At 36.7% G+C, this 26,410-nt stretch carries 26 protein-coding genes, 1 pseudogene and 2 riboswitches; of the genes and pseudogenes, 8 read left to right on the top strand and 19 right to left on the bottom strand.

What is annotated here, in order from left to right; genetic code table 11:
• Positions 1-8: 8 nt before the first annotated feature.
• Together comGB and comGA are read right to left on the bottom strand one after the other, a co-directional pair.
• Positions 9-1,043 carry a competence type IV pilus assembly protein ComGB gene (comGB, locus tag ACTDJC_RS02620; RefSeq protein WP_440602586.1) on the bottom strand — a complete coding sequence of 345 codons (1,035 nt, stop codon included), beginning with the start codon at positions 1,041-1,043 and terminating at the stop codon, positions 9-11.
• Entirely contained in the window at positions 1,036-2,079 is a 1,044-nt protein-coding gene (gene comGA, locus ACTDJC_RS02615) for a competence type IV pilus ATPase ComGA (RefSeq protein WP_440602585.1), read from the bottom strand. The genes comGB and comGA overlap by 8 nt, the downstream gene beginning before the upstream one ends.
• Before the next feature lie 223 nt (positions 2,080-2,302).
• On the opposite strand from comGA, the gene ACTDJC_RS02610 reads away from it, so the two are divergent.
• From ACTDJC_RS02610 to ACTDJC_RS02600, 3 genes are all read left to right on the top strand, one after another.
• Positions 2,303-3,001: a helix-turn-helix transcriptional regulator gene (locus ACTDJC_RS02610; RefSeq protein ID WP_440602584.1), complete on the top strand. Its 699-nt coding sequence runs from the start codon at positions 2,303-2,305 to the stop codon at positions 2,999-3,001.
• A gap of 113 nt (positions 3,002-3,114) precedes the next feature.
• Positions 3,115-3,357, top strand: a complete 243-nt coding sequence (locus ACTDJC_RS02605) for a DUF2626 domain-containing protein (RefSeq protein WP_098307736.1) — start codon at positions 3,115-3,117, stop codon at positions 3,355-3,357.
• Between the two features lie 106 nt (positions 3,358-3,463).
• The gene (locus ACTDJC_RS02600; protein ID WP_440602583.1) at positions 3,464-4,858 is read left to right on the top strand and encodes an L-cystine transporter; all 1,395 of its coding nucleotides are present in this window, start codon (positions 3,464-3,466) and stop codon (positions 4,856-4,858) included.
• A gap of 51 nt (positions 4,859-4,909) precedes the next feature.
• Here the strand turns inward: ACTDJC_RS02600 and ACTDJC_RS02595 are convergent, their stop codons facing one another.
• On the bottom strand, positions 4,910-5,125 hold the full coding sequence (locus ACTDJC_RS02595) for a DUF3912 family protein (RefSeq protein WP_230574934.1): 216 nt from the start codon (positions 5,123-5,125) through the stop codon (positions 4,910-4,912).
• Between the two features lie 350 nt (positions 5,126-5,475).
• On the opposite strand from ACTDJC_RS02595, the gene ACTDJC_RS02590 reads away from it, so the two are divergent.
• Complete coding sequence (locus tag ACTDJC_RS02590) at positions 5,476-5,793, top strand: hypothetical protein (RefSeq protein ID WP_440602582.1); 318 nt, start codon at positions 5,476-5,478, stop codon at positions 5,791-5,793.
• Between the two features lie 13 nt (positions 5,794-5,806).
• Here the strand turns inward: ACTDJC_RS02590 and ACTDJC_RS02585 are convergent, their stop codons facing one another.
• The 7 genes and pseudogenes from ACTDJC_RS02585 to ACTDJC_RS02555 all read right to left on the bottom strand — a co-directional run bounded on the left by ACTDJC_RS02585 (position 5,807) and on the right by ACTDJC_RS02555 (position 14,376).
• Positions 5,807-6,298, bottom strand: a complete 492-nt coding sequence (locus ACTDJC_RS02585) for a hypothetical protein (RefSeq protein WP_440602581.1) — start codon at positions 6,296-6,298, stop codon at positions 5,807-5,809.
• 14 nt (positions 6,299-6,312) lie between these two features.
• Entirely contained in the window at positions 6,313-7,290 is a 978-nt protein-coding gene (locus tag ACTDJC_RS02580; RefSeq protein WP_440602774.1) for an HD domain-containing protein, read from the bottom strand.
• The gene (locus tag ACTDJC_RS02575) at positions 7,290-7,667 is read right to left on the bottom strand and encodes a nucleoside 2-deoxyribosyltransferase (RefSeq protein ID WP_440602580.1); all 378 of its coding nucleotides are present in this window, start codon (positions 7,665-7,667) and stop codon (positions 7,290-7,292) included. The genes ACTDJC_RS02580 and ACTDJC_RS02575 overlap by 1 nt, the downstream gene beginning before the upstream one ends.
• 74 nt (positions 7,668-7,741) lie before the next feature.
• Positions 7,742-7,964, bottom strand: a pseudogene (locus ACTDJC_RS02570) (DUF3966 domain-containing protein).
• 85 nt (positions 7,965-8,049) lie between these two features.
• A complete protein-coding gene (locus ACTDJC_RS02565) occupies positions 8,050-9,108 on the bottom strand; it encodes an undecaprenyldiphospho-muramoylpentapeptide beta-N-acetylglucosaminyltransferase (protein WP_440602579.1) in 1,059 nt (352 codons plus the stop codon).
• A gap of 34 nt (positions 9,109-9,142) precedes the next feature.
• Positions 9,143-12,544: a methionine synthase gene (metH, locus tag ACTDJC_RS02560; RefSeq protein WP_440602578.1), complete on the bottom strand. Its 3,402-nt coding sequence runs from the start codon at positions 12,542-12,544 to the stop codon at positions 9,143-9,145.
• Positions 12,541-14,376, bottom strand: coding sequence for a bifunctional homocysteine S-methyltransferase/methylenetetrahydrofolate reductase (locus tag ACTDJC_RS02555; protein ID WP_440602577.1), 1,836 nt, complete (start codon positions 14,374-14,376; stop codon positions 12,541-12,543). The genes metH and ACTDJC_RS02555 overlap by 4 nt, the downstream gene beginning before the upstream one ends.
• A 73-nt stretch (positions 14,377-14,449) precedes the next feature.
• A riboswitch (SAM riboswitch) is annotated at positions 14,450-14,560 on the bottom strand.
• 201 nt (positions 14,561-14,761) lie between these two features.
• A riboswitch (SAM riboswitch) is annotated at positions 14,762-14,881 on the top strand.
• A gap of 73 nt (positions 14,882-14,954) precedes the next feature.
• On the opposite strand from ACTDJC_RS02555, the gene ACTDJC_RS02550 reads away from it, so the two are divergent.
• Both ACTDJC_RS02550 and metC read left to right on the top strand, forming a co-directional pair.
• Positions 14,955-16,067: a methionine biosynthesis PLP-dependent protein gene (locus ACTDJC_RS02550; protein ID WP_440602576.1), complete on the top strand. Its 1,113-nt coding sequence runs from the start codon at positions 14,955-14,957 to the stop codon at positions 16,065-16,067.
• Positions 16,064-17,227 (top strand): cystathionine beta-lyase, encoded by a 1,164-nt coding sequence (metC, locus tag ACTDJC_RS02545; protein WP_440602575.1) that lies wholly within the window; start codon positions 16,064-16,066, stop codon positions 17,225-17,227. Before ACTDJC_RS02550 ends, metC begins: the two co-directional genes overlap by 4 nt.
• A gap of 129 nt (positions 17,228-17,356) precedes the next feature.
• On the opposite strand, the gene ACTDJC_RS02540 is transcribed toward metC, so the two are convergent.
• Together ACTDJC_RS02540 and ACTDJC_RS02535 are read right to left on the bottom strand one after the other, a co-directional pair.
• Positions 17,357-17,803, bottom strand: coding sequence for a GNAT family N-acetyltransferase (locus ACTDJC_RS02540; protein WP_255258106.1), 447 nt, complete (start codon positions 17,801-17,803; stop codon positions 17,357-17,359).
• 78 nt (positions 17,804-17,881) lie between these two features.
• Entirely contained in the window at positions 17,882-18,727 is an 846-nt protein-coding gene (locus tag ACTDJC_RS02535; protein WP_440602574.1) for an MBL fold metallo-hydrolase, read from the bottom strand.
• A 354-nt stretch (positions 18,728-19,081) separates the two neighbouring features.
• On the opposite strand from ACTDJC_RS02535, the gene ACTDJC_RS02530 reads away from it, so the two are divergent.
• Positions 19,082-19,372 carry an ArsR/SmtB family transcription factor gene (locus tag ACTDJC_RS02530; protein WP_000894376.1) on the top strand — a complete coding sequence of 97 codons (291 nt, stop codon included), beginning with the start codon at positions 19,082-19,084 and terminating at the stop codon, positions 19,370-19,372.
• Positions 19,373-19,530: 158 nt separating this feature from the next.
• Here the strand turns inward: ACTDJC_RS02530 and ACTDJC_RS02525 are convergent, their stop codons facing one another.
• Complete coding sequence (locus ACTDJC_RS02525) at positions 19,531-20,646, bottom strand: class I SAM-dependent methyltransferase (RefSeq protein ID WP_253630414.1); 1,116 nt, start codon at positions 20,644-20,646, stop codon at positions 19,531-19,533.
• 11 nt (positions 20,647-20,657) lie between these two features.
• Positions 20,658-21,287 (bottom strand): MBL fold metallo-hydrolase, encoded by a 630-nt coding sequence (locus ACTDJC_RS02520; protein WP_440602573.1) that lies wholly within the window; start codon positions 21,285-21,287, stop codon positions 20,658-20,660.
• A gap of 162 nt (positions 21,288-21,449) precedes the next feature.
• On the opposite strand from ACTDJC_RS02520, the gene ACTDJC_RS02515 reads away from it, so the two are divergent.
• Entirely contained in the window at positions 21,450-21,623 is a 174-nt protein-coding gene (locus ACTDJC_RS02515) for a DUF2759 domain-containing protein (protein WP_098307766.1), read from the top strand.
• Between the two features lie 135 nt (positions 21,624-21,758).
• On the opposite strand, the gene ACTDJC_RS02510 is transcribed toward ACTDJC_RS02515, so the two are convergent.
• The 5 genes from ACTDJC_RS02510 to ACTDJC_RS02490 all read right to left on the bottom strand — a co-directional run bounded on the left by ACTDJC_RS02510 (position 21,759) and on the right by ACTDJC_RS02490 (position 26,405).
• Positions 21,759-22,736 carry an ROK family glucokinase gene (locus ACTDJC_RS02510; RefSeq protein WP_440602572.1) on the bottom strand — a complete coding sequence of 326 codons (978 nt, stop codon included), beginning with the start codon at positions 22,734-22,736 and terminating at the stop codon, positions 21,759-21,761.
• Positions 22,737-22,901: 165 nt separating this feature from the next.
• Positions 22,902-23,096 (bottom strand): YqgQ family protein, encoded by a 195-nt coding sequence (locus ACTDJC_RS02505; protein WP_141524992.1) that lies wholly within the window; start codon positions 23,094-23,096, stop codon positions 22,902-22,904.
• A 102-nt stretch (positions 23,097-23,198) separates the two neighbouring features.
• Complete coding sequence (locus ACTDJC_RS02500) at positions 23,199-23,777, bottom strand: 5-formyltetrahydrofolate cyclo-ligase (protein ID WP_440602571.1); 579 nt, start codon at positions 23,775-23,777, stop codon at positions 23,199-23,201.
• A gap of 50 nt (positions 23,778-23,827) precedes the next feature.
• Positions 23,828-23,977 (bottom strand): 50S ribosomal protein L33, encoded by a 150-nt coding sequence (gene rpmG / locus ACTDJC_RS02495; protein ID WP_012095458.1) that lies wholly within the window; start codon positions 23,975-23,977, stop codon positions 23,828-23,830.
• 70 nt (positions 23,978-24,047) lie between these two features.
• Positions 24,048-26,405: a sugar phosphate nucleotidyltransferase gene (locus ACTDJC_RS02490; RefSeq protein ID WP_098308042.1), complete on the bottom strand. Its 2,358-nt coding sequence runs from the start codon at positions 26,403-26,405 to the stop codon at positions 24,048-24,050.
• Between the last annotated feature and the right edge of the window lie 5 nt (positions 26,406-26,410).

The raw sequence follows: 26,410 nt of genomic DNA, 5'->3' as shown, positions 1-26,410 counted from the left end.
CAAGCCTCCTAAATAGAATCCATCATTTGAAACATCGGCATAATCATCGCCAAATACATAAGAATAACAACCATTCCGATACATCCAAATAAAAGAGGTTGCACAACAAATAAAATACGATTAATTTTCTCTTCCATCTTTTCTATTATCATTTCACTATAATCGGCAAGCTCAGCCTCTAAATTCCCATTTGCTTGTCCATGTTTAATAATATAAGAAAGCTCCCGTTCGTAGTAAGGCCGATCCATCATAATGAAATCAAGATGTTCACCTATCGTTAATAATTCCTCTATTTTGAGAGCTTCGCATTGAAAAAATGGATGATGCTTTTGTTCCTTCATTAACGCGAGCGCTTCTAATATAGATAACCCGCCTTGCAAAAGGCCGCTTAATTGGACTGCAAAATATTGTGAGTTTGTTAACATAAAAAACTGTTTTATAAGAGGCACTCGCATAAAAATATTCATTCTCCTAACCGGATGCAACCTCTTTACATACACCATATATATAAGCACTGCAATACCAATTGCCAAAACAACTCCACCCATTATATACGGAAGGACTTGAATAAACGTTAAAATATCATCTGTAAATGAAGAAGAGGACCCGCGAAGTGAACGATATAAAGTTGAAAACTGCGGAAGAAGCACCATATTAAATACGAAGAGGATTCCTAATAGAAACAAGGAAAGAAAAAGTGGATAACGCAATATCTTCATCATATTTTTTTGATGTTTATCTTTTCTGCTGAGTAGTGAGCTTCCTTGTTGCAACGCAAAGGAAATGTCACCATGCTGCTCTGCATAAAATAAATAACTTAAAATGTCTGGATGAAATGCAAGTTTATAGAACACATCATGCAAGCTACTTCCTTTTCTAAATTCTTCAGCAGCATCTTGAAGCTGTATTTGTTTATGAGGATTTAAGTGGAAATGAAGAAATTCTAATGCATGTAATAAAGAATACCCTTTCTCTAAGAGCTCGCCAAGCCTTCGCAGCAATAAAGCTTGTTCATGTAACCGCCACCTCTCATGTTTAAACATAAACATCTTCTTCAATAAACCCTAGTGCATATCCTTTTCTTAATTCATCTTGAAGCGTTGTATATTGATACATTGCTTGTTTTCCATTCGCTTCCCGAATGACTTCTTTCAGCTCATAACCGTACAATAATTCATAAATGCTTGCTCGGCGTACATGACGCATTTTTTTACATAACGGTGAGCATTTTCCTTTGCAAAATGGACATTTCAATTCCACTAATCGTTGTGCCGCTACCGCTAATAACGACTGTTCAATTTCTTGAAGGGTAATACCATAATCCATTAAGCGCAATACTGCACTCTTCGCATCATTTGTATGCAATGTCGTCATAACTAAATGGCCTGTTAAACTTGCTCGAACCGCCACCTTTGCCGTTTCTTCATCTCGGATTTCTCCTACTAAAATAATATCCGGGTCATGACGTAAAATTGCTTTTAATCCAGTTGCATACGTAATACCAGCTTTTTCATTAATTTGTATTTGTAATAACCCGTCCTTTTTCTTTTCAACTGGATCTTCAAGCGTAACAATGCGGCGAGTCTGTTCCTTCTTCGCTACTTCTAAAAGGGCATACATCGTTGTTGTTTTTCCTGACCCAGTTGGTCCTGTAAAGATAATCAATCCATGCGAATGATGTAAAAAAGATAGAAGTGTTTTCGCAGAACTTGGGAATAATGAGAGATGCGAGAGGTTTGGCACCGCCGTTTGTAAGTGCATACGAATGACCAAACTTTCATGATGTATAGTTGGTAAAGTAGAAAGGCGTAAATATACTTCCTCCTCACTAACTTTCATCTGCAATGAACCATTTTGCGGCTTTCTCCTTTCACCAATATCCATAGCTGCTAAAAATTTAAAGTGCGATACAAGCCGTTCGCAAAACTCTTTTGAAATACAGTGCTTTGTTACTAAATCTTTTCCAATACGCAATTGCACAACAGCATCTTCATGACGCGGCACAATATGAAGATCTGATGCACGCAACCGGCATGCTTCTTTCATGATTGTGTCAGCAAACTGTTCGACAGCATTCACTGTTATCCCCTCCTCACTATTTATATATCATGGCCATCGTGAAAAGAAAAATGAGGAATTTTCTATTTCCATCATGAAATTTTTCAATTTTCTAAACAAAAATAACAAAAAGTATGTGAAATTATGAACAATTAATGAATCATTACCAAAACCCGTTATTATACAACATTATCTATATTATAATGTTGTTATCTCAGATAAACCGATAAAGGTGGCGATCCTCATGGAACAAGCTTTAAAAATTACAAATGTACTATCTGATCCAACACGCTATTATATTTATCAATATATTTCTCAAAAACATAATGAAGTTACTGTACAAGAAATTGCTGATGAATTTGATATTCATCCAAATGTTGCGCGTTTACACCTCTCTAAGCTAGAAGATGTAAATATGTTAAAATCAGAAACAAAAAAAACAGGTAAGGGTGGCAGACCAAGCCGGTTATACGCACTATCAGACGATGTGATTCAACTGCAGTTTCCGTTTCGTGATTATCAATTGTTAGCACAAATTGCATGCAATACATTGCTTAGCTTAGGTGAAGTCGGTGAAAAAGCACTATATGACACAGGTAAGAAATTTGGTAAAGAATTAATGGAACAACATCTACATCGGCTAAACATTAGCGAAAATGAATTAACAGTAGAACAAAAAATACAAATTGCGAAAGAAGCTTTAACAACAGCGGGATTATCTCCGACATTTGAATTAAGCATTGATGAAACAAAAATTTTCTATGATGTATACAATTGCCCATTTAAAGAAGTTGCCATTCACCATCCAAAAGAAATTTGCAACATGCACGTCGATATGATGACAGGCATCTTTGAAATTTTATTCCCGAACATGGAATTGACCCGCAATGAGAATATGCTAGAAACAGGTTGTAAATCTTGTAATTATCATCTTCATATGTAAAATAAGAAGCCAGATTATACTGGCTTCTTATTATTTTGCAAATGTTTACAATAGTTAGAAAAGTGCATTATAATAAAAGAAGTATTAAGTTCATATAGAAGGAGGGGAATGGGATGGAGCGCATGTTTCGCGTTCTCGGCTTTTGGACTGGTATTTTTTCAGTCATGTTTTATCTAGGGGATCTGTATGGGGCAGCACTATTGTTTTTAGGACAAACAGGATTTTTTGTACTTTTAAGTTATTTAAAATTAACAGAGCGCATGTACATTTATGTATTCGGCGCATATTTAACAGTTTTCTTCATTGGATTTACATACTATACGACATTCCTTCTTACACCAGGAATAGGACATTAAGATGGCATATACGCCATCTTTTTTTATATCCAACCTATTTCATAGTTGACTTATTGGTTTTATTGGAATATATTTTATATAACAACTTTGAAGGGAGAAAAATAGTATGAATACATTGTTAGTTAGCATAAACGTTGTAATTATGCTCCTATTAGTCGGTGTGCTATATTATATGCAGCGTAAGCACGTTTCTTTTAATAAACGTGTATTTACCGCACTCGGACTCGGAATTATATTTGGACTTATCTTACAATTTTTTTATAAACCAACTTCCGAAGTCATTGTCCAATCTAATAATTGGTTTAACTTAATTGGAGGCGGTTATGTTAAGTTATTACAAATGATCGTTATGCCGCTTGTTTTAGTTTCTATTCTTTCAGCGTTTACAAAATTAAAACTAACAAATAATCTTGGTAAAATTAGCGGTTTTATTATCGGTATTTTACTTCTTACAACGGCAATTGCTGCTGCAGTCGGAATTGCTTCAAGTGCTGGTTTTCATGTTTCAGCAACTGGCTTGCAGCAAGGTGATGCAGAAACAGCTCGCTTAAAATTAGTGGAAGAAAAATTCACCTCCATTGAACAAACACCCATTCCGCAAAAATTATTAGAATTACTCCCTGCAAATCCATTTCTAGATTTAACAGGTGCTCGTCCAACATCAACAATTTCTGTTGTCATTTTTGCAGCGTTTATTGGGATTGCCTTCTTAGGAGTGAAAAAGAAATATCCAGAACAGGCAGAACAATTTAAAAAGATGCTCGATGCCGTATATGCGATCGTAATGCGGATGGTGACATTAATTTTACGTCTTACTCCATATGGCGTACTTGCTCTTATGGCAAAAACAGTTTCAGGTAGTGATATCCAGGCCATTTTAAAGCTTGGAAATTTTGTATTAGCGTCTTACGTAGCACTCATTGTTATGTTTATTATTCACTTATTACTTATCGCTCTTTCTGGTTTAAATCCAGTACAATATTTGAAAAAGGTATTCCCTGTTTTAACATTTGCGTTTACTTCTCGCTCAAGTGCAGGTACACTGCCATTAAATATTGAAGCGCAAAAAGAAAAACTTGGTATTTCAGAAGGAATTGCAAACTTTGCTGCATCCTTTGGTGTATCAATTGGTCAAAATGGATGTGCCGGTATTTATCCTGCAATGCTTGCGATGATGGTTGCACCAACTGTTGGTATCGATCCGTTGCAGCCGCAATTTATCTTAACGTTAATTGCCGTTGTCACGATTAGTTCATTCGGCGTTGCCGGTGTCGGAGGCGGAGCAACATTTGCAGCACTCATCGTACTTTCTACAATGAACTTACCAATTGGAATTGTCGCTCTATTAATCTCTGTTGAACCATTAATTGATATGGGACGCACAGCTTTAAATGTGAGCGGTTCTATGACAGCTGGTTTGATTTCTAGCAAATGGCTCGGAGAATTAGATGTAAATACGTACAATGAAACAGTCAATAAAACTGAAGAAGTTGCATTATAAGAAAAACCCCCTGAACATTCAGGGGATTTTCTTATTTGTATAATCTATTTTTTACAAATACCCATGTTCTTCACACCAATCATGAAATTGCCGAACATCTACATCAATTAAAACAATATCTTTTAATTCAATATCAATATTCATATCGTCAATTACAATCGCATATTTTGTAATGCTCTCCGTATCATTTCGTTTTACGATTCCAATTTGATTCCGATACGGTCCATCTTTTACATATGCTTTTTGTCCTGTAATATCAAAGTTCAACATCTTCACCTCTTTCATTTGCTCCATTTCTGTATATATATGATGAAACAATGAAAGAGTCTCCTACTTTTTGCTTTATTACAATTATTTTTCATTTGTTTTAATTGTATAAAATATACATAAAAATTCATGTTACAAACACATTGATAGCGCTTTCTAAAATAAACTCATGTTATACTAATACAGTGAAAACCCCATTAATAGGGACTTCACTAATAATCAATTTCGCACATCGTTTTTTGTGGGCATTTATTCTTTACTATCTTTTTGGCTATCTCACAGTCTTAAAGTGGAGGGCTTACTGCCCAAAAGTAGCGGAATAAAATCGAATTTCTTAAAGAGGAAAAACAATGAATACAGTAATCATTACAAAAATCATCGAAACCTTAAAATCGTATGGATTTCAAAGTGTAGCATATTGTGAAAAAACAAAACAATATTTGTTTCACAACGAGACAGATATTATGAGCGGCTATGCAGAAATAACATATAGCGCTCAATTTGAAAAATTCAGTGTACAAATTCATCCTATTGAAACACATCACCTTACAGAATTGCATGAAGTCGAGAAGCATATACAATCTTGCATACGAAAGGTTGAGCATTTAAATACAATCATTGAAAAGCAATATAAAAACGCAGAACATACAAAAAAAAGAACGTGCTAAGCACGTTCTTTTTTTATACGGTCATATTTTCTTTAATTTGAAGACCTGACGCATTCTCTAATAATTCAACTACTTCTTCTAACGTCATATCAAAAATCGTTTGCTCACCTTCCACATAAGGAAACTTATGAAAACGCTTCTCCATTTTTTTCACTGCATCAGATGAAAACATCGCGCTATCTACACGAAATTCTGATTCCAATAACACAATACAATCTAATAGATGAAATCCTAAACCATTTATAAAGGAAATAAACTTCTCTTTTGACTGCGATGATACAAAAACGTTACGCTCAAGTTCATAAAATAACTCTTCGCCTAAGATCTCTTCCAGTTCATCATCATGTTCACGATTTATAATTTCTTCATACCCATAATCATCAACGAGTTCTTCTACCTCTTCTCCATCTTCAAATAGTAATTGTGCTAAAAGTGCACCTTTCTTATATTCACTTTGCTGTACAACTGTTAAAAAATTTGTTTTCCACCCTTGCTCTAACTGCATATTTATTTCTCCTTTTATATACTCTTTATTTTTAAATATATATATTTTTTCAATTGCTTTTTCGCTTTCTCATTACACTGTTTAACAAATGGAGATACGACAGACGCTCTTTGCATCTTGCCATTTTTATAAACAAACGGATCAATTAATCGTGCTTTTCCACCCTTATAACAAATGTCGTATTCTGCGCTGTTCTCCTCTAATTCTACTTTTGAATGTAAGGAACTAAGCATCTTCTCAATTTCACTATCTCCACTATTTCGCAACATATGCAACACCGTTTCATCATCGGCTGAAAAATCAGATAGATCCAAAATATTCTTTTGAAGCGCTTCTTGTAATACCTTTGTTAATATATAATAGCCGTACGAATTCAGCGGATGTAAAAAGAAATCAATCGTTTCTTTATAATAAGCTTCTGTAAACCATTCTGCTGCCTGTATAGACTGTAAACATATTTGTTTATTATGAATTGTTATGCCCTCTAAAAAAGAACATACTTCTTGCTTTGAAATCATTCCATAAGTATATAAATCCCGTAACGTATAATCTATACGATCTGCACATAAATTTGGAAGAGGTTGCTCTAATAACGTCCATTGTTCCCATTTCTCAATCATTCTATAATCATAACCATATGTGTGCAAAATGGATGGAATCTCTGAATGCTCAATCACATCCATAAAGATTTGTTCATGGTAATCTTCATCTTGCTCCTCTAATACGTGGTCAACAATGTGAGAAAATGCTGTATGAGATATATCATGAAGCAAGGCTGCAATTTGTTCTTCTACACTACCTCCTAACATTTTCACAAGAATCATAACACCAACAGAGTGTTCATAACGTGTTACATTCCACCTTGGATTCACAAGAAAGCTTGCGCCGCCTTGATGAATCTTCTTTAAGCGCTGCACTGCTTTTGATTGCAATAGTTCTGCGAGCACCCCACCTATCTGATGTTCACCGTATATAGCATCGTCAATTGTAATCAAACCCTTGCACCTTCTAACACTTGTTCAACAAATTCTTCTTTACTGCCTTTAACTATATGTACTTCTGGTAAATGATAAAACGTTGTATCTAAAGAATGATTTTCACTATACAAATATACCTTTTTATCCCAAGCAAGCGCCATTCCGAATTCAGTGTGACTCCCTTTTCCTCCATCTAATAAAAGCAGAAAAACGTCAGCCTCTCGTACAGCTTGTTTTTCTGCTTGTCCAATACGTTCTAACTCTAATTTATTTGTCGCTTTTTCATTTTTTGTCCAATCATATGTATGAATCCATCCTGCTTGTTTCAGTTTATCAGCCACAAAATGGACAAGAGGTTTATTTGTAAAGGTTGAAGCAATGTAAAATTTCATACTACTTCTCTCCTTATTATATATAAAATAGACGGGAAACCCTTCGTATGCATGAAAAAAGAGGACGCTTACAACTATAACTCTCTTTTTACTTTTTGATTGCTTTTATCATTTAACATATCTAATTCAGCTTTAATTTCTGATTTTTCTAGTTTTCGTTCTTGTGAAAAATTCCGTCCCATATAAACTATAATACTACCGATATACAATACTAAACAAACAACTAGAGCAATATTTTCATAGAGACTTAGCCCCAACGTAGTCACTCCTAATCTCATCCGTATTTTCACGCGTCAACAATTAGAATTCCCCTGTCAAATCTATGTTATTGTAACATAAAGTATGCTGTTATCTCTATTTAAAAAGCATGATCTCTATGAAATCATGCTTTCGTTACGTAATCAATAATCGTTTGCAACGCTTCTTGTCCGTTATACTGCTGCATAGATCTTTTATACTGCAAACGATGTTTATACAATTCTTCCACATATTCAACAAGTAACGTTTCCGTTAAATCTTCTTCAAATAACACACGTCCATATCCTTGTTTTTCAAACGACTGTGCATTTAAAATTTGATCGCCTCGGCTCGAAGATTTCGGAAGCGGAATTAATAACATCGGCTTTTGCAGTGTTAGAAATTCAAAAATCGCATTGGACCCTGCACGAGAAATGACAATATCTGTTGCTGCTAATATGTCTGGCAGTTCACCATGAATATATTCAAACTGCTTGTATCCTGGCATACTTTCAAGCTTTTCGTCGAGATTTCCTTTCCCGCACAGATGAACAATTTGATACGTTTGAAGAAGATTCGGCAATGCACCGCGCACTGCTTCATTAATGCGTCGTGCGCCTAAACTGCCTCCCATAACCGTAATAACTGGCTTTGATGCAGTGAACCGTAAAAATTGCAGTCCTTTATTACGACTCCCTTGCAAAACCTCTTCTCGCACAGGTGAACCAGTATAGACTGTTTTTTCTTTTGGTAGATGTTTTTTCGCTTCTTCAAACGTAACAAATATTTTTGAAGCAAAGCGAAGAGCAATTTTATTTGCAAGCCCCGGTGTCATATCAGATTCATGTAAAAAAACAGGAACACGGTTTAACCATGCGCCAATTACAACTGGTACAGATACGAAACCACCTTTTGAAAAAATAACATCTGGTTTTAATTTCCGAATGCGTACATACGCATCCATAACCCCTTTCATCACAAGAAAGGGATCTTTAATATTTTTTAAATCAAAATAACGGCGAAGTTTTCCGCTTGCTACACCATAATAAGGAATCCCTTCTTTTTCAATGATGGTCTTTTCAATTCCATTATGCGAACCAATATAGCACACGTTCCACCCACTCTTTTGAAAATGCGGTATAAGCGCTAAATTAGGTGTAACATGACCAGCAGAACCTCCGCCTGTAAATATAATCGTCTTCACAGTAAGTCTCCTTTTATAGAAGTTTTACTTTAGATTATAACACACTGAAATAACGTGCTTCTGGATGAGCAAACACCATTGCTGTAACAGAAGCCTCTGGTTCCATCATAAACCCTTCAGTTAAGGAAATCCCAATTTCTTCTGGATAAATGAGACGGAATAATTTTTCTTGATCAGCAAGTTCCGGACATGCAGGGTAGCCAAAAGAAACGCGAATTCCTTGATACTTTGTGCGGAATCGCTCTTCCATCGTCATGTTTGGTGAATCTGGAAATCCCCAGCGATCACGTATGAGCATATGCGTTTTTTCAGCTAAGCCTTCTGCAAGTTCAAGGGCAAGCGATTGAATAGCGTGGCTGCGCAAATAATCACCTTGCTCTTTCCACCTTTCCGCTACGGCGCGTACGCCTTTTCCAACTGTTACAGATAAAAAAGCAACATAATCCATTTCATCTCCAACCGGTCGTAAATAATCACCTAACGTCCGGTGCGGTGCTTTCCCTTGTCTTGGGAATGTAAACCGCTCTAATACACGCGTTGGGTCTTTCGGGTCATAAATTAAAATATCTTGGTTTTCACTTTGTGCAGGAAAGAATTGATATACAGCGCTCGGACGCAACCACGATTCTCCTTCACGAAGCAATTCATCTATTAAGTCATTCAGTTCATGAGCCCTTCTATCCCCTTCTTGCAGCAACTTTTTTACATTCCCTTTTAAACCTAAGTGATGACCAAGTAACATTTGTCGATTTAAAAACGGAGCAAGATGTGCTACTGGCATATCGCGGAGAACGACACGTTTTGTAGAATCTGGTACAATCACTGGCACTGACGGTAATTTTTCAATTTGAACCGGTACCTCTACTACTTTTTTCTCTTCTTTTACAACAATATGTAAGTGGCGGTTCGCTTTTTCTTCACGCATCTTTTCGCGTTCCTCTTCGTGTTGCAGACGATTGATAAGATCTAACCCTGTCATCGCATCGCTTGCATATAAGACAAGTCCTTGGTAAGAAGGAGAAATGCGCGTTTCTGTGAATTTCCGCGTCAGCGCAGCTCCGCCTACAACGATGGGAACATCGATATTTGCTGCTTTTAAATCTTCCGCTGTTGTCACCATCTGCTGCGCAGATTTGACAAGTAATCCTGATAATCCAATAATATCAGGATTTTGTTCTTTTACCTCTTGAATAATGCGGTCAGATCGAACATTAATACCGAGGTTCACAATATCATATCCATTATTCGATAAAATAATTTCCACTAAATTTTTACCGATATCATGTACATCCCCTTTTACTGTTGCAAGCAATACTTTCCCTTTCTTCGCACTATCAGTTGTCTCCATATATGGCTCTAAATAAGCAACCGCCGCTTTCATGCTTTCCGCACTTTGCAACACTTCTGCAACAATCAGCTCATTATTATTAAATAAGCGTCCTACTTCATCCATTCCTGCCATAAGCGGCCCGTTAATAATGTCAAGCGGCTTTCTTCCTTCATCAAGCGCAGCTTGCAAGTCATCGTGTAATCCTTGCTTCGTTCCTTCAACAATATAATGAGATAAGCGCTCATCAAGCGTTAACGTTTCAGCTGCTACGACTTCTTTCTGCTTCACATTTCGATAAAAGTTTGTAAACTTCTCTAACGTTTCTTTCGTTGTTTCAAACAAAAGAGCGTTTGCTAATGCTTTTTCTTCCTCAGAAATAGAGGCATAGCGCTCTAGTTTTTCAGTATTAACAATTGCATAATCTAAGCCTGCCTTTGTGGCATGATATAAAAAGACTGAATTTAATACTTCGCGTCCTGCTGGTGGTAAACCAAACGAAATATTACTTACACCTAGTATCGTTAAACATTCGGGCATCGCTTCTTTTATAAGCCGAATACCTTCAATTGTTGCCGCCGCTGAACCGATATATTCTTCATCACCTGTTCCAACAGGGAATACAAGTGCATCAAAAATAATATCAGATGGACGTACGCCGTATTTTGTTGTTAATAACTCATAACTTCTTTTTGCAATTTCTATCTTCCGCTTGGCCGTTACCGCCATACCAATTTCATCAATTGTTCCAACAACAATAGCGGCTCCGTACTGTTTAATAAGTGGAATCACCTTTTCAAAACGCTCTTCTCCATTTTCTAAGTTAATGGAGTTAATCACTCCTTTTCCTTGCAAATAAGTAAGAGCTCTCGCCATAACTTGCTCGTCTGTCGAATCGATCATAATTGGCACCTTTAATACTTTCGTCACAGCTTGCAGGAAATTCTCCATATCTTCTATTTCATCACGATCTGGATCTGCCATACAAATATCGATAATATGGGCATTTTTCTTTACTTGTGCCCTTGCTACTTCTGCTGCTTCTTCAAAATTCCCTTCTGCAACAAGACGTTTAAATTTCCGTGAACCAATTACATTCGTACGCTCCCCAACGAATAACGGGCGCATTGCATCTTCATATTGCAACGCTTCAAGCCCGCTAATTCCATGCCCTTTTCTTTCTTGCTTCACACGTGGCTGAAATGATAGCAACGCCTCTTTCATCGCACGAATATGTGCTGGCGTCGTTCCGCAACACCCACCAACAATGTTGACCCAACCTTCTTCTGCAAACTGCTTCACTTTATATGCAAGCGAATGCGGTGATTCATGATAATGACCGTCTTCATCCGGAAGCCCAGCATTTGGATAACAAGAAATATAACACTCTGATAACTCTGCAAGTGAACGAATATGTTCTCTCATAAACTCTGGTCCTGTTGCGCAGTTTAGCCCTACTGATAATGGATTCATATGCTCTACCGATAAGTAAAATGCCTCAATTGTTTGCCCAGCTAACGTCGTTCCCATCGGTTCAATTGTTCCAGAAATCATAAGAGGAACTTTTTTCTCTGCCTCGATAAATGCCTTTTCAATTCCTAAACAGGCTGCTTTTACATTTCTCATATCTTGACTTGTTTCTACAAGTAACAAATCTACTCCACCACGCAGTAACCCGCGCGCCTGTCTTGTATATGCCTCAATAAGCCCTTCAAACGTCACCCCACCCGTAACGCTAATCGCTTTTGTCGTTGGCCCCATCGCACCTGCTACATATACTTCTTTACCGCTCTCTATTACAGCTCGTTTCGCTAATTGAGCTGCCTTTTCATTTAACTCCTCATCTAAGTGAGAGAGATTATAATCACTTAGTACAATGTTCGTTGCACCAAATGTATTCGTTTCAATAATATCTGCTCCTGCTTCGATATACTCTTTATGAATATGTATAATAACATCTGGGCGTGTTTTTACTAAATATTCATTACAGCCTTCATACTCTTCGCCGCCAAAATCTGCAGCTGAAAGGTCTTCTTGTTGAATCATCGTTCCCATTGCACCGTCTAAAATTAAAATTTCTTGCTGCAATCTTTCCTCGATTGGTCTCATACATTTATTCCTTCTTTCTGCTCTTTCTTCGCTTGAATATACCTAACAAGCGCTTCTGTCACTTCGTACTTTAAAAATGGTGTAATTAAATAAATACCGTTAAATAATTCCATCGCAACATCAATTAACTCTTGAGATATAAAAATTCCTTCTGCCACTGCTTCTTCTGACGTTCTATGCCCGTCCATACGTCTTCTCACTTCTTCTGGAAGAGTAATACCTGGTACTTCAAAATGTAGAAAATCTGCATTTCGTTTACTTACAAGTGGCATAATGCCAATAAAAATTGGCTGCTCAATATGCTTCGTTGCTTCATATACGTTTCGAATGACTGCCGCATCATAAATGGGCTGCGTTAAAAAATACTCGGCACCAGCTGCAATTTTTTTCTCCATACGTTTTACAGCTGCTTCTATATGCCTTACATTCGGATTAAAGGCTCCACCTACTGAAAAATGAGTAGCTGCTCCAATTGATTTCCCTAAAATAGAACGCCCATTGTTCATTTCTTTAATCATTTTAATGAGCTCTACAGAAGAAAGGTCATATACAGATGTTGCACCTGGAAAATCACCAACACGTGCTGGATCCCCTGTTAATGCCAATACTTCCTCCATACCGAGCGCTGCTAATCCAAGTAAATGAGACTGCAGCCCGATTACATTATGATCACGGCACGTTAAATGGGTCAGTACAGGAATATCATGCTTTGTTAATAACGCACCCATCGCCATATTTGATACACGAGGTGATGCTAAAGAATTATCTGCTAACGTAATAGCATCTGCTCCCGCACGCTTCAACGCTTTTGCTCCTTCAAAAAAACGCTGCGTATCCAAAGTTTTTGGCGGATCAAGCTCAACAATCACTGTCGTTTCTTTCTTCGCTTTTTCTGCTAATGTAATTCGATCCACTGTATTTACACGCTTCGTTGCTATTACTTCTGCACGCTTTACAACTTCTTTAGCTGTTACAGGACGCTCATTTTCAAGTGCCCGCTTCATTGCTTCGATATGAGCAGGGGTTGTACCGCAACAACCACCAAGTAACCTAACTCCTTGCTTAATAAATTCTGGCGCCATCTCTTCAAAATAAGCAGGGCTTCCTTCATATACATAACGACCTTCTACATATTTAGGAAGACCGGCATTTGGATATGCAGATAAATAACCATATTCAGGAATTGCTATTGTTTTAAAAGATTCGATCATATGAAGCGGCCCTAATTGACAATTTAATCCGACCACATTTGCACCATACTCTATAAGCCGCTTCAATACACCATCTACACTATTTCCATTTTGAGTTGTACCAGCTTCGTGAAGAGCAAGCTGTGCAATAAGAGGGACGTTTGTTTGCTTTCGTAATACTTTCACTGCATGAAGCAATTCAAATTCATCATAAAAGGTTTCTAATAATAGCCCATCAACATTTTCCTCTAGTAAGGCATTTGCTTGCTCTAAGAGCATAAATTCTCGTTCCATATCAGTCGTTGTAACTGCTCCAATGTGTTTCATACCACCGATTGTTCCAACAATTGCATTCTTTTCTGTCACAGCTGCTTTTGCATGTCTTACAGCGGCACGATTAATTTTTCTTACGCGATCCTCCAATCCATACATGCGAAGTTTTCCTTCATTTGCTCCGTATGTATTTGTTTGAATAACATCTGCTCCGGCTGCAACATATTGTTTATGAATCGAAATAATCCGCTCCGGTTCAGATAAATTCAACTCTTCAAAGCAGCTTTGTAAACCATGAGAGTGCAACAATGTTCCCATTGCCCCGTCCCCAATAACAATTCCTCTTTGCAATAAATCTAGTAATTTCACATATCTCCCTCTCTTCTTTCTAATATAAAAAACCCCCTCTTCTCAATGAAGAGGGGGACAGCATTTCATCCTCCTCTCATCATTCAGAACAATTTGTTCTGCAGGTCTTAGCACCGTCTCAAACATGTTGTTTGAAGGTTGCTGGGTTTCACAGGGCCTTTCCCTCCACCACTCTTGATAAGAGTTTCATTCTATTGTGAATGCTAAAAGTAAACATCATCCGTTCACTCATTAACAATCTTTGTTAATTTTTTCATTAATTTAGCATGTTAAAGTGAGAAAGTCAACGAAAATAAAGAAAAATAAAATTATTCAAAATATACTTGCGCTTCTTTCTAAATTTGTTGTAAAGTAAAAAACATAATAAAAAACTTCATATTTCGAATTCTTATCGAGAGAGGTAGAGGGACTGGCCCATTGACGCCTCAGCAACCATTAACAAGCTTTTTATTTGTTAATAAGGTGCTAATTCCAGCAAATTGAGAACTGATTTGACAGATAAGAAGAAGACTATATTCGTCATATATAAGCCTTCTTCTTAGAAGGCTTTTTTATTTTGTATAAGGAGGAATTCTATTATGTCTACAATTGAAACGAAGCTTGCCCAAATTGGAAATCGCAGTGAAACAACAACAGGAACAGTCAATCCACCCGTTTACTTCTCCACTGCGTACCGCCACGAAGGAATTGGAAAGTCAACAGGGTTTGATTATTCCCGAACAGGAAACCCAACACGTCTTCTATTAGAGCGCGCAATCGCTGACTTAGAGCAAGGAGAGCAAGGCTATGCCTGTAGCTCAGGAATGGCTGCTGTTCTTCTTGTCCTTTCACTATTCCGGTCTGGTGACGAACTTATTGTCTCTGAAGATCTATACGGCGGAACATATCGTTTATTTACAGAGCACGAACAAAAATGGGATGTGCGATGTAGATACGTAGATACGCAGCATATACAAGAAATTGAAAAAGCAATTTCACCAAATACAAAAGCAATTTTCATCGAAACACCAACAAACCCGCTTATGCAAGTAACGGACATCGCAGCAGTTGCTACCGTTGCAAAACGGCACAACTTGCTTCTTATTGTTGATAACACATTCTACACGCCGTATTTACAACAACCAATAACAACTGGAGCGGACATTGTCCTGCATAGTGCTACAAAATATTTAGGAGGTCATAACGATGTGTTAAGCGGACTTGTCGTTGCTAAAGGTGCAAAACTATGCGAGGAACTTGCCCACTATCATAATGCATCTGGAGCTGTGTTAAGCCCATTTGATTCTTGGCTTTTAATACGCGGCATGAAAACATTAGCACTGCGCATGAAGCAGCATGAAGAAAACGCAAAAGCAATTGTTGCCTATTTACAAGGGGAAGAATCTATAACCGATGTGTTTTATCCGGGAAAAGGCGGTATGATCTCTTTTAAACTGAAAAAAGAAGCATGGATTGATCCATTCTTACAATCTCTGTCTCTTATTACGTTTGCAGAAAGCCTTGGCGGCGTAGAAAGCTTCATTACATACCCAGCAACACAAACGCATGCCGATATACCAGAAGACATTCGCACTGCCCGCGGCGTTTGTAATCGTCTGCTCCGCTTCTCTGTAGGAATTGAGAATCAAGATGATTTAATTCAAGACTTACAGCAAGCACTTAAACAAGTAAAAGAAGGAGTGAGAATATGAGTTATTCACTAGATACGCTTTTACTTCATAATCGTTTTAAGCATGACAAACAAACAGGAGCTGTCAATGTTCCTGTTTATAACACATCCACATTTCATCAATTTGATGTAGATGCATTTGGAAAATATGATTATAGTCGCTCTGGAAATCCAACGCGCGAAGCTCTCGAGGAAATAATTGCTTTACTAGAAGGCGGGAGCAAAGGGTTTGCGTTCTCATCTGGCATGGCTGCTATTTCAACAGCTTTTCTTCTTTTATCACAAGGAGACCATGTTCTTATTTCTGAAGACGTATACGGAGGTACATATCGAATTGTAACTGAAGTTCTCTCTCGATACGGCGTTTCTCACACATTCGTTGACATGACAAATTTAGAAGAAGTAGAACGCACTATTCAGCCGAATACAAAAGTTTTTTATGTTGAAACACCATCAAATCCATTATTAAAAGTGACAGATATTAAAGCTGTTTGTGAGCTTGCCAAATCTGTTGGAGCGCTCACTTTTGTTGATAATACATTTTTAACACCACTATTTCAACAACCGTTAGAACTTGGGGCTGATATTGTTCTCCATAGTGCAACAAAATTCCTTGCAGGTCATAGCGATGTTACCGCCGGATTGGCAGTCGTAAAAGATGAAGAACTTGCAAAGAAAGTTGGCTTTTTACAAAATTCTTTTGGAGCTATATTAGGACCGCAAGATTGTTCCCTCGTCCTTCGCGGCTTAAAAACATTGCACGTTCGCTTAGAGCACTCTTCACGAAGCGCTGAAAAAATTGCCTGCTATTTGCAAGGGCATCCAAAAATTAAAGATATCTACTATCCTGGATTACTGTCCCACGCCGGATATGAAACACAGCACGCTCAGGCAAAATCAGCAGGAGCTGTCCTTTCCTTTACACTAGAATCTGAACATGCATTACGCCAATTTCTAGCACATATTCAGCTTCCCGTATTCGCTGTTAGTTTAGGAGCTGTTGAATCGATTCTTTCGTATCCAGCAAAAATGTCACACGCTGCGATGTCACAAGCAGAACGTGAAAAACGAGGGATTTCAAATTCACTGCTACGCTTATCTGTTGGATTAGAAAACGCAGACGATTTAATTGCGGACTTTGAGCATGCGCTTACGTATGTAGAAGAGGTCGTTATCTCTTAAAAAAGGTTAAATCTGGTCATGCATAGAAGCGATTTATAGGTAGAAAATAATTATAGACTCAAAACAAATACTTTCCGTTAGGAGAAATAAGAGAGCTAGATGAAGAAAATTCATTTAGCTTTAAATCTATTAAACGGATAATTTCATTAAAATTTGTGTTTCTTTAAAACCTAATCTTTTATATAATTCTTTCGCCGTATTCGATGCAAATACATTTAAACCTATTTCTTCATAGCCCTTTAATTTTAACTCCTCAATTCCGTGCTGGATAAGTATCTTAGATAGTCCTTTTCCACGATATTCAGGTAAGACAAATAAATCATAGATAAATCCATGGATTGCATCTGTAAAGTAATCTCTATTTTGACCAAGAAGAATCCATCCTTGTATTTGATCCTCTTCTTTGGCTACTAGATAATATCCCCCTTTTTCCAGTATAGCGGTAAACATTGCATATACCTTTTCTTTCGAAGGGTTAACTGTCTTACCAGTACTTTCATATACCCCAGCTGCAGAATGCTTTAAAATAACGCTCACATCTTGATTATTAGCTTTTAGAATTGGAAGTGACATCATATATTCTTTCTCTCCCATCACCAGTAAAATAAGTTTCCATAGAGATTTCCTTTTGATGTAGCCATGTATTTTGCCCCTCTACACTTCAATCTGCATCGTATCGTAAGCAAACGTTATATTCATACCTTCTGCCCGCAATTCAGCTTCGATTTCTTTCAGTTCGTCATATCCAAGATTATCTACTTCTTCAATGTGCGTAATGATTGTATGTTTTGCTTGTAATTGCTTCGCTACTTCTAGCGTATCTTCAAACGTCGCCTCGCGTATACGTTCAATAAAAGCACGGTCTCTTATTTGCTCTTTCTTCTTCCAATCAAACTCGACGATTCCCATCGGCAAAATAGCTACATCTAAATTACCAATTAGGTGAGCGGGTGGTTCCCATTTATATAATTCATCCATTGCAATCAATACCCGCTTTTCTTTTTCTTCTAATAAAAACGCATACACATATTGTTCATGTAAACGAAACGGAGTAACTTTCACTTTATTTTTCACGAAAGATTGCTCATCTCGTAATACGATTAAATCAATCCATCCTTGTTGCTGCATAAATTGCAGATGATCCCACGATCCTAGAAATTTTTTCATATCTTCTGCTACTTGCTCTGGTACATACACAGTAGTAGCCCAAGCTTTGTTCGTTTCAAACGCCATCGTTTCCCAAATTCTCCGGCCCATCGTATGATCAGGATGCCAATGTGAGTAAATCCCGGCTTCTACTTTTGAAATGTGAGATCTCTCTAATTGCAATCGTATTTCTTCTGGTGTATCAATTAATAAATGAAGATCGTGAATAAAAACACTTGGTCCCATTCTACTATATGGTAAACCTTTTTCCCTCGCCTCTTTGCTTACTTTGCTATAACTCCCTGGTCTCGGAATCGGTGTGGCTCCGCCTGTTCCTAAAAATTCTATCCTCATGACTATCCCTTCTTTCCATCCTTATTAATTTCTAGATTGATATATATAACTCCTTTTCTAATTATTCCAAAAATTTTCAATTATATTATTGAAAGAAAAATAAAATATGGTAAAATTGTGACATAAATGAAAATGTTTTTTATTAAGAACAAAAATATCCGTTATTTCAATCTACAAACCTTGATTTACCTCATTGGAAAAACGCCCAAAATTATCTAATTTATTTACACCATGTTCTCTTTTCTTACAGTTTCTTTACTTTAGGGCATTTTTTTTGCAACAACTGTTTTCATTGCTTTAAAATTTTGTTATGTATATTATGGTATAACAGCACGCATGGAGGTGGAAAAGAATATGTTAGAAACCTTTCAAAAGGAATTAGAATTGTATGAAAATAATGCGGAATTATTAAAAGTACTTGCTCATCCAGTTCGTTTATGTATTGTAAAAGGATTAATTGAACGAGGGCCAAGTAACGTTTCTACAATGTATACAGGTTTAAACATGCCCCAATCTACAATTTCCCAACATTTAGCAAAATTAAAAAGCGCTAAGATTGTTTCGAGCGAAAGAAAAGGGCTAGAAATTTACTACAAAGTAGAAAATGAAACGATTATTCAATTAGTTCGCGTATTACTAGGTTAGGGGTATTTAAATAAAAACAGGGTGTATTGTATATTTTTAATCTCATATCTTTAATATAAATATATATCATGAGAAAAAATATAAATACTACATAATCCTAAACAAAACGTCGTATTAACCTACAAAACAAGGCACAGAGTTTTACTCTGCGCCTTGTCTTATGAAAAAATATGTAGATAATGCTCTAAGTTTAAACACGAAATCCCCTTTTGCTGAATCACAACATCAAAAGCATCACCTATACCACCTTGTAAAATCATAGAACGAATCGCACGATTTTTCTTTTGCTTATCAGAAAACGGATTACGATCTTCATGATTTACAAGCTGTTCTAAAATACCTGCAGCTAGCAAAAATTCTCTTTGCTTCGTATGCCATACTGTTTGTAATCCTTTCTCTTCTCCAACTGTCTTCAAGGCATCCCAATGAATATGAGTTGTTATATCCATCTCTCCTGGAAATTGAAGAGGATCAGGAATCATTTGATGCCTATAATAGCTTCGCAGGCTTCCTTCACGATGAGCTGGATGCGCCCATTCTTCATTTGTATAACCATAATCTATCGTTATAAGCAATCCTTCTTGCAGCCAACTTGTCAGCTGTTTTACATAATCATTCATTTGTAACGGTACTTCAAATCGTTGTCCTTCATATAGTGAAATTTGATGTCTTTGCAAATACTTTATAACACTTTCACTATCCAGCGGTCGCAATACTTCAACAAGTCTACCTTCACTGTTATACTTTACACGTACTTCATATAACATTCTTTCTCGTTTCTCTATCACTTCTACAGGAAACGCGTCAAACAACTCATTTGAAAAAACAATTCCTGTAAAGGAAGCTCCCAATTCCTCATAGGATGCATATTGCGAAACATTTGAAAAAGAAATAAGTTGTTGTTTCTGCAACTCTCTATGAAACGGGCTCACCTCTATAATTGAGTATTGCATATTTTCAAACGTATCAGGAGATATCGTTTGCCACTCTTGTAACATGTCATACGCAAATCTTCCTGTTCCCCCACCAATTTCACATATATGCGGTGAAACAACTTCTGATTTCACAAGCTGAATAAAAAAATGAGCAAATGTTTTTGCATAAACAGAAGACACATTACTGCTTGTAAAAAAATCTCCTTGCCTTCCGATTTTTTCACGTTCTTTCATATAATAGCCATTGTTTACGTCATATAATGCAAGGCTCATATATGTACTATAAGAAATAGACTGATCTATTTCTTTTTCCATTGCTTGTTTTAGAACGTGTTCCATCCTCGTACCCCTTATTGTAAAAATGGATTATTTTCTTTTTCAAAACCAACTGTTGTTTCTGGGCCATGTCCACATAACACTTTTGTATCATCCGGCAGTACAAATAACTTCTCTTCAATACTCATGATTAATTCTTGGAAACTGCCTCCTGGCAAATCAGTGCGGCCAATGCTCATTTGAAATAAAACATCTCCGGAGAATACAGCATTTGCTTCTTTGCAATAGTACGAAATACTTCCTGGTGAATGACCTGGTGTTTCATACATATCAAATGAAAACGAACCAATTGTTAATACTCCTTCTTCCTCGATGATGTGGTCCGCAGGTTTTGCCGTAATACTACGATTCATCATAAAAATTTGCGAGCCATTACAAGTAGCATCTCCTAGCCAATCAGCCTCCTCTTGATGAACATAAACCGGAATTTGAAAAGCAGTACGTACTTCATCTACCGCACCAATGTGATCGAAATGTGCGTGTGTTAATAAAATAGCTAATGGCTTTAACTGTTCTTTCTTTATATAATTTACAAGTTTTTCTCCTTCACTACCTGGATCAAAAATAATACATTCTTTTTGATCATTACTTAAAATATACGCATTTGTTTGCAGTGTGCCTAACGGCATTTGAATCCAATTCACTCTTAATCTCCTCCAGTCGTTACACTCATTTTCATCATACAACATTTTCTTCTCATAAGAAAAGAAACGATACCTCGACAACAATATGGAAAACATGTACAATAAAAATGAAAAAATATTACAAAAACTCAAGCAAAAATGAGAGAGTAGAGGGGGATATGTATGGGTCTTGTTATTATTTTTGCGTTAGTCACTCTGTTAGGTGTATACTCTTCTCTTAAAACGTTGCGAGATAAGAACCTTCTTGCTGGAGGTTTTTCCGTTGCAACTGTACTTGTTTTCGGTTGGTTTACAGTCATGACCTTTATAAATAATGGCTATCCACCAACACATTAAGCAACTTGTCTAAACTCTCTACATACATCATGACTTCTAGCATATGCAAAAAGGAAGGGATCCCCCTTCCTTTTTCTTATTATGCTCGCAAAAGATTATTCATTTGTTAACCTTCAACACATATAAAGATTCACTTTACTTTGCTTCATAAATATACTTTTTCACAAGCCAAGCACCGCCGATTACTCCAGCATCATTTCCAAGTGCCGCAATTGCTAGTTTTGTACTTTTAACAGCACGTGGAAATGCATATCTTTCGAAATAGCGTTGAATTGGTTGCAGCAATGCATCACCTGCTTTTGATACGCCACCACCAATAACAATTTTTTCTGGATTTAATGTACTAGAAAGGTTTGCCACCGCTAATCCTAAATAAGAAGCAACTTTGTCTACTATTTTCGCTGCTAATATATCACCTTGTGCAAGTGCATCAAACACGTCTTTCGATGTAATGCTTCCTTCTTGTTCTAGCATCGAACGTAGTACACTTGCTTCATCTGTTTCCTGCATTTTTTGCATCGCAACGCGTACAATGCCAGTTGCTGAAGAAACTGTTTCTAAGCATCCTGATTTCCCGCAATTACAAGCAAAGCCATTTTCTGTTACAACTGTAATATGACCAATTTCACCAGCTGCCCCGCTTACACCATGTACGATTTCACCATTTGTGATGACACCGCCACCAACACCTGTTCCAAGTGTCATACAAACAATATCCTTTGAACCTTCTCCAGCACCTTTCCACATTTCTCCAAGTGCTGCAATGTTAGCATCATTATCAACGACAACTGGTAAACCAGTTTCTACTTCTAATAAATCTTTAAGAGGATAGTTTTTCCATCCTAAGTTTACTGCTTCGTAAATCATTCCAGAAGCAACATGAACAGGCCCTGGGGCACCCATCCCAATTCCGATTAATTTGCTTTTTAACTCACCTAATTCTTCTAACTTTTTATCAATTGCTTTCGCAATATTAAGTGTAATATGTTTTCCTTGTTCACTTATATCTGTTGGGATTTCCCATTTATGTAAAAACTCACCGTAAATGTTAATAAACGCTAACTTAATTGTTGTTCCACCAAGATCAACACCAACCAACCATTTCTCTTCCATTTTACTATCCTTCCTTCATCGATTTCTTCAGCTAATCGCGGCCAGTAAGACCCCCACCTCAAGATTCTGAGGAAACAAAGAAGATAGATGGGGAATAACTGCTGACATGCGCCCGATTGGTTCAACTAGCCATCAGTGGGGGGATACCCCCCACTGATGGCAGTTTCACTTTATCTCTTTTTGAATTTCCTGCTTTAATAAAAATAAGGCAGTTTGATAATCTTTTGGCTCAATCAGCTGTGATTTATATAATTCACGAAGCTCATCGCCCATTAATTGTAAGTCCGCAACACGGTCTCCTGTATAAATAATCGTTCCAAATTTCTTTAATAATTGTTGAATATCATAAACAGATATCATTCTTTCACCCTCTATGTCCACTTACTATAAAAACATAATAAGAAAACGTTCACATATTTTATTATAATAAACATGAAAAAGAATCGTCAATTTATAATTGACCTATGTAAGTTCCAAAATAGAGATTGTTTCTTTTTCTGTAATAATTTTTTGTACAGTTTTATCAAACGGTTCAACTGGGATATGAGAGACAATTTGAAAATCAAAAACTAATGATAGCGTTTTCTCTTTATAGTTCACAAGATAACGATCATAATATCCTCCGCCATATCCTACACGCTCTCCTTTTCGCGTAAACGCAACACCTGGCACGAGAAGTAAATCAATCCCCTCTGCTGATACCTCTTCTGTTATAGACGGATCTGGCTCTCGTAAATTCATATAAACTGTTTCCAGTTGTTCAAAATTCGTAATTTGGCGAAATGTCATTGTTCTTGTTTCACGATTACATTTTGGGACAACAATTGCTTTCCCTTCTTCCCATGCCTTTTCAATAATTGCATATGTATTTACTTCACGTTCCATAGAAAGTGTAATCCCGATTGTTTTTGCCTCAATCCATTCTCGTTGTTTATATAAAGAATCCACAATTTTTGCTGATAAAGTCGTATACTGTTCTTCCGATAAAGCATTCATACGCTGCAATATTTCTTTTCGTAATCTTTTTTTCTCTTCCTTCATCATAAATTCCCCCTATATACAAAAGAAACAGTAGGAAAATATCCTACTGCTTACTTTGTTTCGCGGTGTAACGTAGACTTCTTGTCACGCTTGCAATATTTTTTAAGCTCAAGACGCTCAGCGTTGTTACGTTTGTTTTTCTTTGAGATATAGTTACGATCTCCGCATTCTGTACATGCTAGAGTAATATTTACACGCATTCTTATTTCCCTCCAGTCACTAATAACTTAAATCAGACTATACTATAATACCACTTTTAAAATAAAAATTCTACACCTTTTGATATTGTCTAATTTTTTCTATAAGAGTATTCATATTTTCCTTTGCTATGACTGGATTTCTTGCTTGAGAATACACAAGAAATTTCGGTTGATTTACATCAGAAACAACATAGGACCACTCTTCTTCCGCATGTGTAAACTTAATTCCCTCTAATACCTCAAACTCCCGCTGTGCCATGTCTCTAAGCAACATCCCTAACACTTTTCCTTTCTCATTCCATGAACAAACTACCTCGTCACATAATAAGTAAAGTGGTGGATATTGCTCTAACATTGCCGGAAGTGTCTTCCCTTGAAGAACAATTAACTCCAATAATTTACCAATTCGAAATAAAATATCTTGCTGCCATCTCATTTGAAATAATTGCTTATTTTCATTCTGCATATAAAAAAGAAGATAACATTCTCCTAACTTTAATGGTAATGGATAGACACATTCATCTTTTTCAAATAATAAATTCGGAATATCAATCTCCTCACAATTTGTATTTTTGTAAATATTCCCATAAGAATCATATAACTCAAATGTATTTCCCTGTTCCCGAAACATAATAGCCATATCTGCTTGACTCGATTTCATTAATGACTTAATATGCTCTTTTTTCTCAGCCGCATATATCCACGTTACTGTGCAGCCAATTTTCTGTAAAAAAGATAGTAACAAAGACTGAAACATTTCATCGCACTTATTTATAAGAAGATGGAATGTTTGTTTTTTTATAGCTGGTACATCTATTAATTGCAGAGCAGATTCAATATACATTTTTGAACAAACATGTATGACTTCGTTATTACCGATTTTTTTACAATCGACATATCGAAATGACTCCGCCATATACAAATTTTCTATTTCTTTTTGCTTTTTATATGTTAATCCCGTTCCTTCTTCATTATAAAATTGAATGACTAGTTTCTCATCTTGCCCCTTATAAAAATACACACCGCCAATGACATTTGTTTGCCCAACCGCATATCGAAAACAAGACTCATTTATTTCTTGGCATTCCATTGTATGCAATCCCACTGTATGAACAGCATGTAAAAAAATATGTTTAAACATTTCTACTTCTGCATGTGCACTGCTGCCAATCAGCAAATTTCCTCCTTCTTCTAATAAAGAACCGTATGCCATTGCCAATTTCACAACAACTTGCGGTGTAATATCTAAATTACTTCTTCCACACATACGACTTTTCTGCAGAAAACACGAAATATTTTCATGCTCTCTAATTCCAGATGAAGCAATAATTGTACTGTTTTCAACCACTTTCTCTGGCCATACTTTTCCCTTCGCCTTGATCACTACATTCCGTCCAATTCGACATTGATCAGCCACAACACTCTTTTCAAATAAAGTAACTCCATCTTCAATAATTGTACTTGCCCCAACTGTTGTTCCAAGCAACTCACATTGCTTTCCTATGTACGTATGGGGGAGTAAAATACTTTTTTGAAGACGAGTATATGCAGAAATCATGCTATGCTTACCGATAATAGAATACGGCTCAATAACAGCTCCTGTTTGTATTGTTGTTCCTTCACCAATAAAAGCAGGACCGTGGATCTTTGTTCCTTTTTCAATTGTTACATCTTCGCCAATCCATACCATTGGCAACACTTCTGTATATGGAATAGGTACATGAACTTTCTTTGTAAGCAAGTCAAATTGCGCCTGACGATATTGAGCAAATGTTCCAATATCAAGCCAATATCCATCCGCTACATATCCATACATGGCTTCTTTGTTTTCCAATAAAGGAAATACATGATGACTAAAATCAAAAAACGTATGAGGTGTAATATAAGAAAAAATCTCGGGGTTCATAATATAAATACCAGTGTTTACTGTATTGGAAATTACTTCGTTCCAGCTTGGCTTTTCAATATATTTAATAACTTCATGACGCTGATTTGTTACAACTAATCCATACGATAACGGATTAGCTACTTCTTTTACAAACATAGTAACTATTCCGTTATGACTGTTATGAAAATCAATCCCTTTTGACAGCTGAAAATCTGTTAGCGCATCTCCGCTAATCACAACAAATGGCTCATCTAAAAACTTCTCTGCTTGTTTTACACTCCCCGCCGTACCAAGAGGAGGAGTGTCTTCAAAATAATAGAGCTTTACTCCCCATTTACTACCATCACCAAAATAATTTTGAATAACGGAACTCATATATTGAACAGTAATAGCAATTTCTCGAATACCATGCTCTTTCAATAGTTCAATACTATATTCCATCACTGGCTTTTGTAGTAGAGGCAACATGGGCTTGGGAAGGTTACATGTTAACGGACGTAAACGCGTCCCTTTCCCTCCTGCTAAAATAACCCCCTTCATTGGCA

The organism is Bacillus sp. GB_SG_008 (genome assembly GCF_052038115.1).
GTDB lineage: Bacteria > Bacillota > Bacilli > Bacillales > Bacillaceae_G > Bacillus_A > Bacillus_A rhizoplanae.
The sequence above is the reverse complement of the archived record's forward strand: the minus strand, read 5'-3'. Positions and strand labels throughout refer to the sequence as shown.